This window comes from Nostoc sp. PCC 9305, assembly GCF_963920915.1.
In the GTDB taxonomy this organism is placed as follows: Bacteria; Cyanobacteriota; Cyanobacteriia; order Cyanobacteriales; family Nostocaceae; genus Nostoc.
In genome coordinates, this window is the sequence record NZ_CAWUDN010000045.1 from 26815 (window position 1) to 44310 (window position 17496).

Below are 17496 nucleotides of genomic sequence, written 5' to 3' on the forward strand. Positions count from 1 at the left end.
ATCTAAAGATTAAGCAGGGGTTTCCTGGCACAATTGATTAACAACTCTTTCGATTTCCTGTGTCATCCAATCAGATCCGGTCTGTTGGTAAACCTGAACTAATGATTGGTAGAACCACAAAGTTTTTTCTCGACCGGCACTAAAATTAGTCCAGATGACATCTCCATATTGTTGGCAATCAGCTAAAAGCGATCTGGAATTATGCAGTTTGTCAGCCAAAGAAACCAAGCGTACAGAAGGTAAAGCATAGCGCAGTTTTTCTAAATATTGCTGCTTACGTTCTTGCCAGGGAGGTTTAGGAGGTGTGTCCCACTCAGTACAGCCATCGATAATAGCCAAAACTGTTTCACCAAAGAGTTGACGGATGTCTTCACGAATGGGTTTACCGCCTTGGTCTTCGACTACATCATGCAAAAGAGCAGCGATCGCTTCTTCTTGGGTACCTCCAGCTTCTAAAACTAAAGCCGTTACACTTAACAAATGTGAAATGTAAGGAACGCCGCTAATTTTGCGTGTTTGATTAGCATGAAGACGAGTTGCGTAGACTAAAGCTGATTCAAATCGTTCAGTCAGTTTTAATGAATTCATAGTTGCGTCAATTGTGATAAAGCATAAATTGAGTAGCGGCATCAGCAGCAAAGCTTTGCCGTAAATCCCAAGGTGTTAAAACTTCAACTTTTGGCTGCCATGCTCGTAAACGCATGACTAGATTGTTATCTCTGTGTTCGTTATCTTGATATCGGATACGTGCTTGATAGTAAGCATCTGTTTTTGAGCGTTTGGCAAGGACTTTTAATAAATCTTGCTGTTGAGGTTGTTTAATTTCACGTTGAATCAAATGTTGTACTTGCTGATAAGTAATTTCTTCAAAAGTATCGTGGCGTTCAGTACCTTTAACGTAGCGATCGCAGAACTGGCGGTCAAATCGGAGTAACATCAGTTGGGAAGGCAAGTAGAAATCAAATCCCCATGCTTTAGACATTTGCAAAGCAATATCATCTGGGTTTGGTAAAGACTTCTCTTGATATTGCTGTTGTAAGTTTGAGGGCAGTTTCGGGTCTGTCCACTCTAGAGCAACCAAACTCCGAATGCGGTCAAGTCTGAAATTGTACCAGTCAGTATCTTTTTGAGGGCTTTCACCATAAGCACAGAGATAAACTGCCCTCTGTACGTAGTAGATGCATACTGGGTAAACGATACAATCAACGTTATTAGCAATTCTGGCACTACCATAAGTGAGTTTGATGGGTGGAACTGGAGTTTTAGCCCAAAGTTGTCTTAACTCGTACTGCCAATCATCAACTGCATCTAAGGTGCTACGAGGAATCACATAATCGAGTTTTAAGAAGAAACGTTGTACTCCATTGATTTTTTGGGAGTGATTCTCTGCAAACCCTACCAAATCTTCATGCATGAAACTCAATTCATAAGCACCGACTTTAGCAGCGCTTGCCTGATCTTTTGTAGTTACAGGGCGTGGTGGGAACTCAGACACTCGGTAGTATTTTTGATATTTGTATACAAGCCAGCCGAGTTTAGCCAGAATTTCCAAATCACCCTGTAGTGAACGACGAGTTACGCCAAATAAGCGCCGTTGCAATAAAGTATCCAGTTCAGATTCACCCATGCCTGTGTGAGCAAGGATTAATTTTCGCCATTGGCTAGCAACTATTCCTGTTTTTTCGCTGAATAACCATTGGGCTGTGGTTTTAGCACAAGGACAATGAGAATCATGTATGGCAGGAATTTTTTCTCCTTTGGGATGTGTAGGACTAAAGAATGCGTTTCGCCAGTCTGCGTAAGAAAAAGAATCGTCTAAAACCACACGGTCTTGATTATCTCCATACAGCGATGCTCCTTCGGAGCCGTATAACGAACGCAACCACACCCACAAGCGAATTGCTCGTATTAGATTTTGCTTGAGATAACCGTGTCCTAAACACTGCAATAGTTCTATGTCAGGAATATCTTGAAAAACTAGTTCAGACACCAGCCGAGTCTCGATAAAAATAATAATACCAAGATACAACATCTTGGAAGACACTTCTTCCAAGTGCGTGTATGATGTACGCATCACATAAATCTAAAGGTAATGAGTTCTTACAAAATCGACCTAAAAGACGGAATTTTACGGATAAATTTTGGTGAACCAGCTCAAAATGACCAGATTGTGCGCGATGCCGCAGCCCGATTGGAGGAAATGACAACATCACGAGAACTCGCGGGAGGGCCACTTCTAAAGATTAATGGGCCTATTTCTATTCCTGTAGCGTTTGTTCTAGCACATAAGCTTGCTCATATATATGGTGCTGTTGCTTTTTACGATCCCAAGTTAGGTAAATATGTTATTTCTATCACACACAATCCATCGTATAAACTAGGAGACTTAATAGATTGATATTTGACTGATGGAGGAGATGGGTGTAGCTAGTAAAAAATTTTATGACAGCGTATCACATCAGGCTAGAAGGCGACGTTTTGAAAGTTGGGTTTGGTAAAGATGCCAATGGCGACCAATTAGTGAGAGATGCGGCAGCGCGTTTAGATGAGATGGTGGCATCAGGTGAACTGTCTGGAGGAAAATTACTGAAGATTGATGGGCCAGCATCTGTAGCCGTTAGTTATGTAATCGCACATAAGATATCTCAGCTTTATGGTGCGATCGCTGTTTTTGACCCCAAGATTGGTAGACCAGGATATAAAACTTTCATTACGGCAGTTTCCCAAACTCCGGCATACAAAATCGGTGAGCTAATTGAAACGGACGAACCGCACAAGACCAAATCAGTTATTAAAGTTGTCCTTTGTGGCCCTCCACAGTCTGGTAAGTCTTGTTTGCGCGAAGGTTTAAAGCAAGCAATTTCTCTGATCGAAGGCGCACCCTATCCTTATGTAATTACTGCTTGTCCAGATGGGGAAGGTGCTTGGTTTTCTGATGCTGCACGACGAGATCCAGATTTAGCCAGAAGACTCAAAGATGAGTATAAAGCCAAGTTCACCCCAGAGTTTGCACAAAAGGCGGCTGGTTGGGTACGGAGTGCCAATACACCTCTGAATATCATTGATGCTGGGGGAAGAATTACTGATGAAAATCGGGTGATTGTACGAGAAGCAACTCATGCAGTGATTTTAGCAGGCGATCGAGGTAAGTCAGAAGTTCCGCTATGGGAAGAGTTTTGTCGGGATTTGAATATACAGATCATTGCCAATCTTCATAGTGATTGTGAGGGTAAAGAAGATGAAATTGTTAGCCAATCTCCTTTATTAACTGGTAGCGTTCATTACCTTGTACGAGGAGAGGATGTTTCATCTCGTCCAATGGTGCAGGCTTTAGCACGTTTGTTGGTGGGGTTGTGTGGAAAGGGTTAAAAGAAGAAGCGATCGCTTACTATCCCAGTTCAGATAGATTTTGCAGTTTCGGTAATCAAAAGTTTTTATGGTGACAAGTTCTGAAAAGGTTGCATTACAGGTTATTCAACAGGCGATTGCGGTCTTAGCTAAATGGGCTGATTTTGCTTATCCTCTTTTAGATAATGAGTATCCAGAAGTTACTAAAGCAAAAAAAATATTAGGCTGGACACAAGATACAGAAGTGGGAATACTACATTTGTTATTTGACAAGGTAAATTTATCAGATGAAGCAGAGGAAAAACGAACAGAACTGCACTACCACCCATTGGTAGAGATCGATAATGATAATAAAGAATATCCTGATATTCCTTATCCTTTAAACTCCGAACCTACCCTAGAACAGCAAAAGGCTTTTAAAAAAGAGATTAATAACGAACTTTCAAAATATCTCAAGGATAACGGAGAAAATCTTTCTTTATTACTACTGATATTAGAAAAATTCTCTTCGTGTCTTAGCTTTGGAGAATCGAATGTAGCTTTGGTAGACATAGCAAGGACTACAGCAGCCGTTGCAGTAGCTTTATTGAATAATCCTACTGAAGAAATTAGTTTAATTGCTGGTGATTTATCAGGAATTCAAAAATTCATATATAGCATTTCTTCAGAAGGAGCGCTTAAGTCATTAAGGGCGAGAAGTTTTTATCTTGAATTAGTTACGGAAGAAGTTGTAAACCAATTATTAGAGCAACTTCAGTTACCAAGAACAAATATAATTTATGCAGGTGGTGGAAACTTATATGTTTTGGCATCTGTAACTGAAGAAAATCGAAATATTGTCAAAAAAGTACGTCAGCAGTTTAATCAATGGCTCTTAACAGAATTTCAAGGGAAATTATTTCTGGCTTTGGATTGTTTAAAATTTCCCATTACGGAACTCCAAGATAAATTTGCTAAAAACTGGTCAAATGTAACCAAAAATTTAGCTATATATAAATCTCAGAAATTTGCTGAACACCAAATTAGTAAATTTATTGCACCACGTCATAGTTATGAACCTTGTCGTGTCTGTCATCGTGACGATGTAGAAACCTTACAACCTCTTAATAAACATGAGCCAGATTCAGTTTTAGCTTGTGGAATTTGTCGGAGTATGTTTGATTTAGGGAGTCAATTGTTTGGGGTCAAAGCAATTGTACGCTCAACAGATAAAAATATTAATAATGCATTACATACACTCTCGTTTAAACTTCCTACAGGGGATATTCATTATCATTTATTCAAAAATTGGAAACAAATAGACACTGATTCTGATCAAGTTTTGTTAGTTAATGATTGGAAGTTAGAGCATTATCAATTTAAGCAATTTCAAAATGTTTTTCCTATATTATTAGGTAATTATGGAAAGAAAAGTGAGGAAAACTCTGAGAATCTAGAAGAACCAATAGGCTTCATACGTGCTGGTGAAATGGCAAGAAAAGCTAAAGGTACACAGAGAGTTGGTTATCTACGAATGGATGTAGACCGATTAGGGCAAATATTTGCAAAAGGTTTAGGTGAAAAACAAAGTTTAACCAGATTAGCTGGGTTATCTCGCCAAATGAGTTATTTCTTTAAAGTGTACCTTAACAGTTTAGCCGCAGATAGAAAGAAAAACGTTTCTGATAAAATGAAACAACTTACCCCAGATGACCAGCGATTAAATTTACTATTTATTTATGCAGGTGGTGATGATTTATTTATCAGTGGTTCATGGAATGAAGTCGTAGAATTTGCTTTTGATATTTATCAGTCATTTCGTCTTTATACAGGTAATAATGAAAACATTACTCTTTCAGGTGGTATTAGTATTGATGATATTAAATTTCCATTATATCAAGCTGCAAAATCTTCAGGAAAAGCTGAAGATGCTGCCAAAGGAAATGGTAGGGACAGCTTAGGGCTATTTGGTCAAGTTTTCAAATGGGATGAATGGCTAGGAATAGAAAATTTTAATAGTATTGACGTTGATGCCCAAAAATATCTGGATTCCGAAGCCAAACCAAATTTATTTGGTATTTTCCCCTTTGTTGAGAGATTGAAACAGCAAGATATTGGGGTAAATTATTCTCGTAATTTTGTACGTAACCTGCTCATCACTGCACAAATCCAAGAACAGGCATTGGAAAAGTTTAAAGAAGATAAAAAATCACAGGATGCTTTAGCGACTCGGTATTATTTGCACTTGCCGAAGATAGCTTATACGATAGCGAGATTACCCAAAGAGGTATTAAAAGATAACGATTTTCGTACTTCTCTAAAAAATCCGTATAATGCACCTTATTTTCGTACCATAGCGACTTGGATTCAATTATTAAATAGAGGATAATTATATGCCAGAAACAATTAAACCGAAACCAAATCCCTTACTAGTAAATACTAAATCATTAAATTCGCCAGCCAACGTAATTCCAAACAACAATATTGTGCAGGAAATTATTACTAAAATAAAAGGATTCAAAGGTTTACAATCATATCCTATTCGTGATTTAGTTAACGATGCCGCAGTATTTGGCCCTTATCTTAAACAACAAAGATTAGAAACTAACCAAGTTCGCAAATTTTTAGATGCTATAAATCGCTTAAAAGCCGACTTAACTGAAAAAGGTGAATTTTCAGCAATAGAAACAGAGGTCGTGCTATTAAAGCCCAAACTTGCATACGCCGCAGCTAGACAAAAAGCGGCAAAACCATTAGGTGATGTGATGTCGGCTGCTATTGATCGAGTTAATAGCATAGAGGATTTTGAACGGTTAGTGCAACTTATAGAATCAATTATTGCTTATCACAAAGCTGAAGGTGGAAAATAATTATGCAAGTATCATACGAACAAACACCTCTACTTGGTAAACTAACTCTCACTTGTCAACTCACTGCAAAAACTGGATTGCATATTGGTGGTGGTGGCGAAAATTTAGATATTGGTGGACTAGATAAACCTGTAATTCGTGACCCTTTAACAAAGTATCCTTATCTCCCTGGTTCATCTATCAAAGGTAAACTAAGAGCCACTTTAGAAAGATTATTAAAGAAACCTTTAAATCGTACAGGAGGAAGTGGCACATGGCGCTATGAAAGTGATGATTTAGAAAATGGGTTTACCGAAGTTGAAGCAGGACAATTTATTACTTATGAAGGCGCTAAAACCTGTCAAATTAGTCGATTGTTTGGCTCAACTGGAGGTTCTGGCTTTTGGATGCCGATTGAGACTGCTACAAACGAAAGATTATTTTCAGATAAAAATCCTACGCGTATAATCGCAAGTCAAAACTGTGTCAAAATTAATCGCGGACGTAATGCACCAAGTCGCCTGATTATCCGTGATTGTCACTTATCAACAGAGTCAGCAGACAAATTGAAAAAAGTTGACACTGGTTTATATATGACCGAGTGGAAATTTGAAAACGGTATTGACAGAGTAACAGCAGCAGCGAATCCCAGACAGTTAGAACGCGTACCAGCAGGGGCAAAATTCGATTTTGAGTTAGTTTATACTGTCGAAAATCAAGAGCAAGCGGTTGAAGACTTGCAAAATATAGCGATCGCACTGGCTTTTCTGGAAGATGATGCGCTGGGCGGTCATGGTTCAAGAGGCTATGGAAAAGTCTTTCGGTTTAACTATCGCAGCTTAGAACAGTATCGCCAAATTGCCAATGCATCCCAAGGAACATCAGCTTTACAAACCTTAGACACCATTCCCAACACCCAAGCACTGTTAGATAATTTCAGAAGTTTACGCGAGTATATCGAACAGCGATTATTACCAGGAAATGAATCATGAGCGTCTGGAAATTAGTAAAACTGAACTTTGGACGCAATCTGGCTCACTTTGGGGAAGTGGGAATTGGTTTAGAAGAAACAAGCGATCGCGTCCGTTCAGATACTTTATTTAGCGCCTGGGTAAGTAGCTATGCGCGCTTGTTTGGCAAAAAGGCAGTAGAGGAATTATTACAGCTATTTCCCACTGACAAACAACCTCAAGGTATAGCCCCCTTTCGTATCAGTTCTACGTTTATCTATCGAGAGATTGATGAAGATACAATTTACTATCTTCCCCGCCCTCTGAAATTTCCTATCAACTACCCGGAGAATGATTTAGCATTTTTCAAAGTTTACAAAAAACTCAACTATTTACCTTTGGAAACATGGCAAAGATGGTATCAAGGAATAGGATTTACAACAGATGATGCTGAGGAATTAGAAAATTACATTCCTGGAAAAACCAAGGGCAGACTAGCAACAGCAGGAGTATTTGACTATAGCAAAGCTTGCAAAATTGAACAATTACCAAAAATAGCTATAGATAGAAATATCAGGGCTACAAACATTTATCATATAGGCTTTGTTCAATTTGATTGGGAGAAAAACCCCGCAGGTTTATATTTTCTCCTAGAACTCTCTCTAGAAGGTGAGAAATTAGCCGATAAACTCGAAGCTGCTTTACATCTTTTAGGAGAAGAAGGAATTGGCGGAGAACGTTCTAGTGGAGCAGGACGATTTGAAGTTAAATGGTCAGAATTACCAGAAACTTGGCAAAGTTTAGTTAAGTTTTCTAGGGGAACTTACCACAGCCTCATGAGTTTATATTGGGATTTATCCATAACAACTGATTTTTTAGATAAAGCCAGTTATGAAATTCAAGAACGGGGTGGCTGGATAGGAGAAAGTCAGTTACGTCGTCAAATGGTACGAATGTTTAGTGAAGGTTCTGTTTTTTCTGCACCACCACAAGGAAAGCTGGTAGATGTCAAACCCCAGGAATTCAAGAAACATAGTATTTACCGAAATGGTATTGGCTTAAGTATACCGGTTAAAGTACAGGAATAATAAATAATGGTTATTGCACCTGAATCTGCACTGAAAAAGCCTGAATTTTACCAATCAAAACGGGTGCAGTTGACCAGTCCCATTTTACATATTGGCTCATCTGTATCTAGGTTAAATTCTTTTGAATATGTGCAGACAGCCAAAAAAGTTTATCTTCCTAATCAAGCGGCCTTAGCTAAAGGATTATTAAAAAAAGGAGGAAGTTTTCTTAACGACTATATTCAAGCAATTGAAGAACATCAAGACATAACCAGACTTTTAAAACAAGCTTTTGGCAATGAATGGTGGAATGCAAAAGACACAGATGAAAACCCCATTTTCCCCAAAGATTCAATTAGCCAAAACTTTACGCAAGAAAAGATTACAGATTTACGTCCAATGATTCGGAATGGTATGGGATATTTATTTGTCCCTGGTTCCTCAATTAAAGGTGCAATTAGGACAGCTATAGCCTATCATTTACTCAAATATCCTGACCGTTATCAAGTACCTTTGCAAAATCGGGTAAGTGAAATTGAAGACAGACTGAAAAAAAGTTTAGGAGAATTGAAAAATAAGCATAAACAAAAATTTGCTGATGATCAACTTTTTATGGAAAATTTGTTTTCTAATTATACTCTCAACTATCAAGGTAAAACACTAACTGGTAGCAATCAAAACACAGACTTTTTACGCTGTTTGAAAGTTAGTGACTCTGAATCGATAATTGAAACAACAGTACCCAGTAAAACAGGTAAACCAATTCCTATAAATTTTTCTGTTGTCGCTGAAGTAATAGTTTCCAGCAGGTTTCCTGATTATTTAGCCAAATATAAAGCCTCTATCTACGCTGAGATGGTGCGGAATGTCAAGACAGAATTTACTCTCACCTTAGATCCAGAAATGCTTTCATGGTTCCAGCATAAACAGGGAATGAAGTTACCCTTTAATAACCTTGATGAACTACTGCAAATATGCCAGGATTTTGCTCAAGAACAATGGGATTATGAGCATGATTATTGGAACATAATAGAAAATAATTATAAAGCATCTGGCAAGAACTTAGACTTTAGCCATATCCGGGATTTATACGAGCCAGAAAAATGTCCCTATACACTACGGTTAGGTTGGGGTAGTGGAATGACTGGAACCACAGTAGGGTTATGTTTTGACGACCAACTCAGAGCAGAAATCCGCGATATTTGTGGTATTCAAGCACCTGGTTTTGAAGCCCCAAAATCTCGGCGAACAGTCATGAATAGCAACGGGGAAATTAAATTTGTTCCTGGATGGGTGAAATTCAATACTTTAAAAGACCTATGCTAATTCACTCTACCTGGAGATTAACAGTATCTACATCAATAGTTTTACCTCGCCCTTATGGTTTGGAACTGGTAAAACAACTACATCAACAGCTAGGTTTAAAAATGGGAAGCGAGACCATACCTGCTGTTTCTTACTCAGGGATAATCGGTTTTTATTCCACTGCCAGAGATTTTATTACCTTTCACCCAGAAGAATTTTACCAAATATCTCTATGTGGATTAAATGAAATTTCAGCAAAAGCAATTTCTCATCTAAATCTTACAGATTCTCTAGAATTTTTAGGTGCAAAGTTCAACATTATAAATCGTGAAGATGAAATTACCAGCTATGAAGAATTATATACAAATTTAGTAGGAAATGAGCCAGAACCAGCCAAATATTTTGACTTGCAGTTTATTACACCTACAGCCTTTGCTCAAAGCGGAGTAAATTTACCTCTACCATTACCTACATTAATGTTCCGTAGCTGGTTAGAACGCTGGAATACGTTTGCGCCTATTTATTTAGGAAGTGATGAGTTAATTACTTATCTTAGTAACGCAGTCGTCCTGAAAAATCACAAAATTCAAACGCGAAGTTATCAGTTAAATAAAAATTTTGTAAATGGGTTTGTTGGCGATGTAATGTTACAAGTTTTAAACCGTGCTGATCCTTTATTGGCAAATGTAGCTAATTTATTAGTTCAATACGCGCGGTTTTCTGGTACGGGAATGAAAACTCGTTTAGGGATGGGACAGACATTGATTAATACATCAAATAAATAGCTATGAAAATAATTATTACATTTTTAGGAATTCAAGCTAAGAAAACTACATATAGTTTTGAAGATAAAAATTATGATGGAGAAGTCTTTGCTGAAGCTTTGCATAAGTTTTGTAATTATGATTCTATGTTAGTTTGTGTCACCAAGGAAGCTAAAAAAACAACCTTTCCTATTTTAGAAAATCTAAAAAATGAGCGTATACAAGCAGTTGAAATACCAACTGGTGAAACTACTGAGCAAATGTGGGAAACGTTTAAAATTATTACTGAGAAAGTAAATGAAAATGATAGTGTAATATTTGATATTACTCATGGGTTAAGGTCTTTACCATTTCTGGTTTTTTTGTTTGCAGCATACCTTAAAGCTGCCAAAAACGTGACAATTGAGGCTATTTACTATGGAGCATGGGAATTAGCATTTTCTAATAATGGTATAGCTCCAGTAATTGATTTATCAGAATTTGTGTCTATGATTGACTGGTTAACCGCAACAGAACGCTTTATAGAAATAGGAGATGGACAAGCACTAGCCAATTTACTCAAAACTGCTATTCCATCAAGTGTTGAGTTATGTAATAATCCTGCTAGTAGACCATTAAAAAGTCAACTAGAAAAAACTGCTAAAAGTATTGAGACTATTTCATTAGCTCTAAATCTGACTCGACCAATTGAAACAATGCAATCAGCTATTAGGTTAGAGGAAATCTTAAAACAAGCAGAACCAAGCTTTGCTGAACGTGCTAAACCATTTTCGTTATTGTCAGAAAGAGTTGTTAAAGAGTATGGACAATTTGCTTTAGAAGATCCAACTAATCAAGTAGCATTAGTTGAAAATTTATGGTTACAGTTACAAATGATTGAGTGGTACATTCAGCGAGATAGAGTTGTACAGGCAGTAACTCTAGCACGTGAATGGCTCATTTCTGTATTAGTTCTGAAATTTGGTGAACTAATGTTTGATAAAAATAAAGGTAGAAAATATGTCGAAGGTGCTATAAATAATGCTGTTGAAAATAGAAAAGCATTACCCCGTCCTATTACTCCTAGTCCTTGTGATGAAAAACTTACAGCTTTACCACAAGTAGAGGAACTGCTTAAAGTTTGGAGTCAAATGGCTGAACTACGCAATGATATTGCTCATGTAGGTATGAACCTTAATCCTCAACCGGCCTTAAAGCTGAAAGAAAAAGCTTTATTATTATATCCACAATTACAAAAAATTGCAGAAGAATTATTACCAGAGCGTGTAATTACTGAGTAAATATTTACAACCAATTTAATAAATATCCCAGGTTTTAAAATGATAAAAACCGTTATCTTTTCTGTGGGGACAAGCGCTGCAAAAGCATTGGGAGTTCACCCCAAAAAATTAATGGATTGGGTGCAGCAACAAAAAAGCGTGGAAGATGCTGCTGAACAAGTGTTCTCTACTTTTCGTGAAATTGTCCCTGAAGGAGAAAACTTAAAGGTGCATTTATCTGCTGAAATTCACTCACTTTTTAGAATTGGTATTACAAATCAAGACAGAGTAATTTTGCTGTCATCAAATACAGATGATGGATACTGTTGCGCTCTTGCTGTTGAAAAATATCTCAAGTATCACAGGAATGGCATATATGCAAAAGCAGAACGAATTACAGGACTTCAAGTTGAAGATGCTAAACTTTTCAAAAGAGAAGGGGTTGTTAACTTTGTCAAACGTATTCTCCAAGAAGTTGATAGTTACGATCCCAATAATATTATTCTCAATCCAACAGGAGGATATAAAGCTCTAGTTCCTTACACCGTTTTATTGGGTATGTTAAAGGGAATTAAGTGTGATTACATATTTGAGCAGTCAACTACATTACTAGAATTGCCACCGCTTCCTGTAGAGTTTAAGCGATCCCAATTTGATATATATAAAGATTTATTTGAAAAAATAGAGCGTGAGACAGAAATATCTCAAGCAGAATGGGAAGAAAAAGTTCCTTATATAGAAAGAAAACTTTTAGAACCTTTGGTTGAAGTTTCTAATAAACAAGTAACCATTTCTGCGATAGGTTTCTTATTCCTTGAGGAAATGCGTGAACCTTCAGCTTTAGTTCCTTTTCTTTCTCAAAAAGCTATTAAAGATTGCTTTGATAACAAAAGTGTTGAATGTTAAGAAAAATCCGATAAAAATAGCCCAAAATATGTTAAGTTTTGGGCGGAAGATTAAAGTATATCTATTTGATAGTGATTATAAATTCATTTCCCAAGATTGTCAAAGGTATCTTGAGAAGACTGCCAAAAAACGATTATCCAGTATTGAACAGTCGTCTGTTCTTTGAGTGCTGGTTATCTTATGCTATAGATAACAGCTTAACAAGTATGCGAGATTTGTTTAAGAGATTAAACAACACAGGATTTGAGGTAGATATTTCTACTTTCTCTAAAGCAAATTTACATCGAAGCCAAAAACCATTTCAAGAAATCTACCAAAAATTAAATGAATTAGTACAGAATAAAGTTCAAAAAAAATTACACGATAAATATGCAATTTGTCCAATTGACTCAACAATTATCACTCTCACCAGTAAGTTGTTATGGATACTAGGACACCATCAAGTAAAACTTTTTAGTTCCCTAAATATAGCTACTGGAAGTCCATCAGATAACTTCATCAATTTTGGGCATGACCATGATTATAAATTTGGTTCTAAAATGATGTCTAGTCTACCAATAAATGCTGTTGGGGTAATGGATAGGGGTTTTGCTGGATTAAAATTTATCAAAGAATTAGTACAAGAAAATAAATATTTTGTTTTGCGGATAAAAAACAACTGGAAACTAGAATTTGATGGCTCAAATGGGTTGGTCAAAGTTGGTGCATCTGATGATGCACAAGCTTATAGAGTAATTAATTTTTGTGATTTAGAGGCAAAAACTGAGTTTCGTCTAGTTACTAATTTACCAGCTTTGGGAGAGGCTGCCGTTAGTGATGATGAAATTAGGGATATTTATCGATTACGTTGGGGAGTTGAATTGTTGTGGAAGTTTTTAAAGATGCACTTAAAACTTGACAAATTAATTACTAAGAATGTCAATGGTATCACCATACAAATTTACGTTAGTTTAATAGCTTACTTAATTTTACAGATATTATCAATTCCACAACAATGGGGACATACGCTATTAGATAAATTCCGCTATTTACAATCTTGTATGTGTCAGAAGATCAGTTATGTTCATTGGTTTGAGGAGATGATGTTATGTTGACTATTTTCGGCCATTTAGAGTTAGTGTAACTAGATATGTGAAGTTTTGTATTAGGATTCAACATTTCTGCTTTGATAACATAGCAAAATTAGATGACTGCGATCCATTTCGGTATCTATCAAAAGTTTCTGCTTCTACAGCAGCTTTTGAATCTGACAAACATATTAATGTGGGCAATGGACTATACTGGCTAAAGCCTGGTAGAACAACAGATCGTTATTTAGTATCTGTAGAAGGTTGGCGTATGTTGGTATGGAGAGCAATTCGTGAAGATCAGGAAGGTTCTAACTACCCAACTAAAGTTAAAGTGAATCCTGATAGTGAACGTCGAGCATATTCTCCATTCATGCGTGTAGATTCTGATAGCTACTACGAGTTAAAGTCAAGATAAATAGCCATCGCCTTACCCTTCTTCATCCATCTGTCCCCTTACCCACTCCCTAATCGCTTGTCGGAAAACTCGCCTTCCCACCATACGGTATCTTTCAATTAGTGACGGAATTTCTTGAATATTCAGATTAGGAAACACTAAACTTGTTTCTCTTTCAAGATATTCCTCACCTTGCAACTGGTAAATTTTGATTTCTCCAGAGTCATAAGACCAAATTTCAGGTACGCCTAACCGTGCATAGATGGGAAAGCGATCTAAAGATTTACTGGTAACATCAATTTCTAAAGCTAAATCTGGAGGTGGGTCTTGATTTAAATCAAACTTGAGTTTACCTCGAATTAAAGCTTCATTTTGAAAATAAAAACAATTATCAGATTCTATTCCAGCCTTTTTTAGTTCTCGTTTCCAGGTAGTTGAGCCGTAACACTCATAATCTAGCTCCAAAACATCAGCCGTATCTTTGATGATGTCACCAATTATTTCTTTGTAATATTCGTGTTCTGGTAACGGTGTCATAATCTCTAATGTGCCATCATCATAAGCTACCCTAGCTGAACGGCTTTCACCTAAGTCTACTAATAAATTCTCAAATTTTTGCCAACTGATATTATAAAGAACCACTCGGTCAGCGCGATGTTCAGTTAGCAGCATAATTCCTCGCAGAATCAGTAAGCAGTTAATGATAATCAGTATTCAGCAAGAACTTAGTATAAGTTTCTAAACTTATAACTGATTACTAACTAATATCAAAATCATCCTAATTCATTTTATCAATTATGATTGATGAATATTTCCAAACCCTCACGACCTACGCCCCGCGCAACTTTCAACGAGAAGCGATCGCCAAACTCTTACAGCGTCAAGATATCCTCCTCCGGGCACCAACAGGGTCAGGAAAAACAGAAACAGCGATCGCACCCTTCCTCTTCGCCAAAGCCCTGAATATAGACTTTCCCAATAAACTCATCTACGTTGTCCCCCTGCGAACCCTAGCCAACAGCCTCCGCCAACGTACTGAAATATTAGTTGCGAACTGGGAGAAGGTTTATCCATCATCCCGTTCTCTAGCTGTCACCCTACAAACAGGAGAGAACCCAGAAGACCCCCGCTTTGAAGGTGATATAGTTTTCTGCACAATTGACCAAATGTTGAGCAGCTTCCTGAATATTCCTTACTCAGTCGGTCGTGGTTCTGCCAATGTTAACTCAGGAGCGATTTTTGCCTCATATCTCGTATTTGATGAATTACATCTGCTTGACCCAGACCGCTCTTTCGCTACTGTTTTGAAAGTTTTGCAACAAGTTAAAGGCATTTCCCCATTTTTGCTAATGACCGCCACTTTAACTAATGAACTTGCAACCCAAATACAGACGTTGGTAAACAATGGAAATTATTCAAGTTGAAGATGCAGATTTACAGTCGATAGAAGGCGATCGCTGTCGTACATTTCAAGCCATATCCCATCCTCTTAATGCTTTGGTAATCCTAAACGATATTCAAGCCAACCAGCGTAAACGAGTAATAATCATCTGTAACACAGTTTCCCAGGCTCAGGGTTTATTTCGGGATTTAGAGGAACTGAACTACGAGGGAATATTACACGTTACATTGTTACATTCGAGATTCCTCCCAGAACATCGTGCCCATAAAGAAACTGACCTGAAAACTATATTTGCCCAAAACTGGCAAGATGATGGTAATTGCTACGTTTTGATTTCTACCCAAGTAATAGAAGCAGGAATCAACATCACCTGCCAAGTCATGCACACTCAACTTTGTCCAATGAACTCGCTTTTACAACGGGCTGGACGTTGCGCTCGGTTTGGTGGTGAGAAAGGAGAAGTCTATATTTATCCTACAGTTGAAGTTAATCCAGCTTCTTGTAAAACAGCAATCGCAGATCAAGAACTAGAAGAAGAATCAGCACCTAAAAAGCAAAGCTTTCTGCCATATCCTCAAGAAACCTGTGAACTCACATGGCTTGTGTTACAGGAACACAGTCAATCTGTACAGTCCAATGAGAATGTTGGATTTCGTACTGAAGAACAATGGATAAATCAAGTTCACACTACAGAAGACTTACTACAGCAACAGCGACGACTTAACAACCGGATGAATTTTGAACAGCGCTTTGAGGATGCGTTTTTTAGAGGGGATCAATCTGCCGGGAGGGAATTGATTCGCTCAGTTGATAGCCGCAGTGTGTTTATCTGGGAAGAAGATGGCTTAATTGATATTGAAGAGGAAGTAGTTGACCCCCAAAAACTGCTAAGTTTTTCGCTGCCTGTTTCCATGTTATGCAAAGTGTGGCGGGAGTTTCAAAATATGGAATTTGGAGCAGACTGGATTTTTAAGCAGATTGAAAACCCAAAAGGGAAAGCAGAAACGTATAGTCAACCTGTTTGTACTCTAATTAAATCTCGTGAGGCACTTATTGGCAGTATACGGATTTTAGTCAATCCTCGCTATGTTCATTATGACGAACATATTGGCTTGTTAATTGGTATTGATGTTTTCGGAAACCACTTCGTTTCTCCTGATAAGTCAAAGCGTGCAATCGCCAGTGAGTATCGTTACCAGATGGACAATTATGTAGGGCATCTAGTGTTGATGTGGAAATGCTGGCGGGAAGCATTTACGCTAAACCGATTAAAAAATGGAATGCCCATAGAAACTACTTATACTAGTGTTCGTGATGAACTGTTAGCGGCTGGTGGACAATTTATCAAAGGTAAAATTTTCCCGCAGGCGCAGGAAAAAGAAGCAGAAGCTTTATTTGAATTACTAGTATTTCTGGCTATTTTTACCCATGACCTGGGGAAACTACAAGTGAAATGGCAAGAAGTGATGCGGGGATGGCAAGCGGTGGCTCATTCTTCATTCTCTGGCAGAAACCCCGGAAAACATCTACTAGCGCACACCGACTACAGCCCAGAAGATAGACGCCAACGAGATGCGCTCAAAGCCTATGAAAAGAAACACAAGCGTCCAAACCATGCAGTTGAAAGTGCTTACTTAGCTCAAGATATTCTCAAGCAATCGTTAGTACCCCTACTGCAAGATGATTTTTCCGCAGATACAGAACAAATTAAATACATCTGTCATACAGTAATCATGGCTGCGGGTCGTCACCATTCTGCTTGGACAGGGGGATGGGATCAAGCAGCAACGGCTAAGATTAAAAGTATAGAGTTACACCCAGGGGCAAAGCAAGCGATCGCTGATAGTTGGCGAAGTATTCATAGGTTTTTACCACAGCCATTATCCTTACCAAAAGCAAACTTGAGTAAAGATGTGTACCCGATTAAAAAAGACTTTGATTTAAATAGGTTTACATCCGACCAAACTGAATATTTACAACTTTATTTACTAGTGGTCAGAGCTTTGCGCCTTTGCGATCAGCGTTCAGTACAGCTTCACAATATCTAGCTATCAACGGAATCGGCCAACGAAGTCTTGATTTACTTTCTGTGTCCGCAGGTGTGCCATCACAAGTACAGCAAAGAAAATATTACTTTGCTCTAACTCTAAGTAATGGGCTTTGTATTGGAAAAGGTTTGACATATTGTATTGGAATAGCCCTC

18 protein-coding genes are annotated in these 17496 nt (G+C 37.8%); 14 read left to right on the top strand and 4 right to left on the bottom strand.

Annotated elements, in window-relative coordinates; translation table 11 throughout:
* Window positions 1–9 precede the first annotated feature (9 nt).
* Together ACM0OX_RS18150 and ACM0OX_RS18155 are read right to left on the bottom strand one after the other, a co-directional pair.
* The gene (locus ACM0OX_RS18150) at window positions 10–588 is read right to left on the bottom strand and encodes an HD domain-containing protein (protein ID WP_414516464.1); all 579 of its coding nucleotides are present in this window, start codon (window positions 586–588) and stop codon (window positions 10–12) included.
* 7 nt (window positions 589–595) lie between these two features.
* The gene (locus ACM0OX_RS18155) at window positions 596–1990 is read right to left on the bottom strand and encodes a TIGR03985 family CRISPR-associated protein (protein WP_414516490.1); all 1395 of its coding nucleotides are present in this window, start codon (window positions 1988–1990) and stop codon (window positions 596–598) included.
* 102 nt (window positions 1991–2092) lie between these two features.
* On the opposite strand from ACM0OX_RS18155, the gene ACM0OX_RS18160 reads away from it, so the two are divergent.
* From ACM0OX_RS18160 to ACM0OX_RS18215, 12 genes are all read left to right on the top strand, one after another.
* Entirely contained in the window at window positions 2093–2398 is a 306-nt protein-coding gene (locus ACM0OX_RS18160) for a CRISPR-associated protein Csx3 (RefSeq protein WP_414516465.1), read from the top strand.
* A 44-nt stretch (window positions 2399–2442) separates the two neighbouring features.
* Complete coding sequence (locus ACM0OX_RS18165; protein WP_414516466.1) at window positions 2443–3369, top strand: CRISPR-associated protein Csx3; 927 nt, start codon at window positions 2443–2445, stop codon at window positions 3367–3369.
* Window positions 3370–3436: 67 nt separating this feature from the next.
* Window positions 3437–5716, top strand: coding sequence for a type III-A CRISPR-associated protein Cas10/Csm1 (cas10, locus tag ACM0OX_RS18170; protein ID WP_414516467.1), 2280 nt, complete (start codon window positions 3437–3439; stop codon window positions 5714–5716).
* 4 nt (window positions 5717–5720) lie between these two features.
* A complete protein-coding gene (gene csm2 / locus ACM0OX_RS18175) occupies window positions 5721–6197 on the top strand; it encodes a type III-A CRISPR-associated protein Csm2 (protein WP_414516468.1) in 477 nt (158 codons plus the stop codon).
* Window positions 6198–6199: 2 nt separating this feature from the next.
* Entirely contained in the window at window positions 6200–7168 is a 969-nt protein-coding gene (csm3, locus tag ACM0OX_RS18180; protein WP_414516469.1) for a type III-A CRISPR-associated RAMP protein Csm3, read from the top strand.
* A complete protein-coding gene (gene csm4, locus ACM0OX_RS18185) occupies window positions 7165–8214 on the top strand; it encodes a type III-A CRISPR-associated RAMP protein Csm4 (RefSeq protein WP_414516470.1) in 1050 nt (349 codons plus the stop codon). Before csm3 ends, csm4 begins: the two co-directional genes overlap by 4 nt.
* A 6-nt stretch (window positions 8215–8220) precedes the next feature.
* Window positions 8221–9519: a type III-A CRISPR-associated RAMP protein Csm5 gene (csm5, locus tag ACM0OX_RS18190; RefSeq protein WP_414516471.1), complete on the top strand. Its 1299-nt coding sequence runs from the start codon at window positions 8221–8223 to the stop codon at window positions 9517–9519.
* Window positions 9513–10283: a CRISPR system precrRNA processing endoribonuclease RAMP protein Cas6 gene (gene cas6 / locus ACM0OX_RS18195; RefSeq protein WP_414516472.1), complete on the top strand. Its 771-nt coding sequence runs from the start codon at window positions 9513–9515 to the stop codon at window positions 10281–10283. The genes csm5 and cas6 overlap by 7 nt, the downstream gene beginning before the upstream one ends.
* Window positions 10284–10285: 2 nt before the next feature.
* A complete protein-coding gene (gene csx2, locus ACM0OX_RS18200; protein ID WP_414516473.1) occupies window positions 10286–11542 on the top strand; it encodes a TIGR02221 family CRISPR-associated protein in 1257 nt (418 codons plus the stop codon).
* 39 nt (window positions 11543–11581) lie between these two features.
* Complete coding sequence (locus tag ACM0OX_RS18205) at window positions 11582–12427, top strand: putative CRISPR-associated protein (protein ID WP_414516474.1); 846 nt, start codon at window positions 11582–11584, stop codon at window positions 12425–12427.
* Between the two features lie 71 nt (window positions 12428–12498).
* On the top strand, window positions 12499–13521 hold the full coding sequence (locus tag ACM0OX_RS18210; RefSeq protein WP_414516475.1) for an IS4 family transposase: 1023 nt from the start codon (window positions 12499–12501) through the stop codon (window positions 13519–13521).
* Between the two features lie 37 nt (window positions 13522–13558).
* Window positions 13559–13912, top strand: a complete 354-nt coding sequence (locus tag ACM0OX_RS18215; protein ID WP_414516476.1) for a hypothetical protein — start codon at window positions 13559–13561, stop codon at window positions 13910–13912.
* 12 nt (window positions 13913–13924) lie between these two features.
* On the opposite strand, the gene ACM0OX_RS18220 is transcribed toward ACM0OX_RS18215, so the two are convergent.
* Window positions 13925–14563 carry a Uma2 family endonuclease gene (locus ACM0OX_RS18220; RefSeq protein ID WP_414516477.1) on the bottom strand — a complete coding sequence of 213 codons (639 nt, stop codon included), beginning with the start codon at window positions 14561–14563 and terminating at the stop codon, window positions 13925–13927.
* Window positions 14564–14688: 125 nt separating this feature from the next.
* Between ACM0OX_RS18220 and ACM0OX_RS18225 the strand changes: the two genes are divergently transcribed.
* Window positions 14689–15315, top strand: coding sequence for a DEAD/DEAH box helicase (locus ACM0OX_RS18225; protein ID WP_414516478.1), 627 nt, complete (start codon window positions 14689–14691; stop codon window positions 15313–15315).
* A complete protein-coding gene (cas3, locus tag ACM0OX_RS18230) occupies window positions 15296–17341 on the top strand; it encodes a CRISPR-associated helicase Cas3' (protein ID WP_414516479.1) in 2046 nt (681 codons plus the stop codon). Before ACM0OX_RS18225 ends, cas3 begins: the two co-directional genes overlap by 20 nt.
* A 3-nt stretch (window positions 17342–17344) precedes the next feature.
* Here cas3 and ACM0OX_RS18235 read toward each other — a convergent pair whose 3' ends face one another.
* Entirely contained in the window at window positions 17345–17476 is a 132-nt protein-coding gene (locus ACM0OX_RS18235; protein ID WP_414516480.1) for a hypothetical protein, read from the bottom strand.
* Between the last annotated feature and the right edge of the window lie 20 nt (window positions 17477–17496).

Bases quoted from the DNA above. Each gene is read 5' to 3' on its own strand.
- ACM0OX_RS18220 (WP_414516477.1), bottom strand. From the start codon at position 14,563: ATGCTGCTAACTGAACATCGCGCTGACCGAGTGGTTCTTTATAATATC.
- cas10 (WP_414516467.1), top strand. From the start codon at position 3,437: ATGGTGACAAGTTCTGAAAAGGTTGCATTACAGGTTATTCAACAGGCG.
- ACM0OX_RS18205 (WP_414516474.1), top strand. From the start codon at position 11,582: ATGATAAAAACCGTTATCTTTTCTGTGGGGACAAGCGCTGCAAAAGCA.
- ACM0OX_RS18165 (WP_414516466.1), top strand. From the start codon at position 2,443: ATGACAGCGTATCACATCAGGCTAGAAGGCGACGTTTTGAAAGTTGGG.
- ACM0OX_RS18160 (WP_414516465.1), top strand. From the start codon at position 2,093: ATGAGTTCTTACAAAATCGACCTAAAAGACGGAATTTTACGGATAAAT.
- ACM0OX_RS18150 (WP_414516464.1), bottom strand. From the start codon at position 588: ATGAATTCATTAAAACTGACTGAACGATTTGAATCAGCTTTAGTCTAC.
- ACM0OX_RS18235 (WP_414516480.1), bottom strand. From the start codon at position 17,476: ATGTCAAACCTTTTCCAATACAAAGCCCATTACTTAGAGTTAGAGCAA.
- csm3 (WP_414516469.1), top strand. From the start codon at position 6,200: ATGCAAGTATCATACGAACAAACACCTCTACTTGGTAAACTAACTCTC.
- cas3 (WP_414516479.1), top strand. From the start codon at position 15,296: ATGGAAATTATTCAAGTTGAAGATGCAGATTTACAGTCGATAGAAGGC.
- csx2 (WP_414516473.1), top strand. From the start codon at position 10,286: ATGAAAATAATTATTACATTTTTAGGAATTCAAGCTAAGAAAACTACA.
- csm5 (WP_414516471.1), top strand. From the start codon at position 8,221: ATGGTTATTGCACCTGAATCTGCACTGAAAAAGCCTGAATTTTACCAA.
- csm2 (WP_414516468.1), top strand. From the start codon at position 5,721: ATGCCAGAAACAATTAAACCGAAACCAAATCCCTTACTAGTAAATACT.
- ACM0OX_RS18225 (WP_414516478.1), top strand. From the start codon at position 14,689: ATGATTGATGAATATTTCCAAACCCTCACGACCTACGCCCCGCGCAAC.
- csm4 (WP_414516470.1), top strand. From the start codon at position 7,165: ATGAGCGTCTGGAAATTAGTAAAACTGAACTTTGGACGCAATCTGGCT.
- cas6 (WP_414516472.1), top strand. From the start codon at position 9,513: ATGCTAATTCACTCTACCTGGAGATTAACAGTATCTACATCAATAGTT.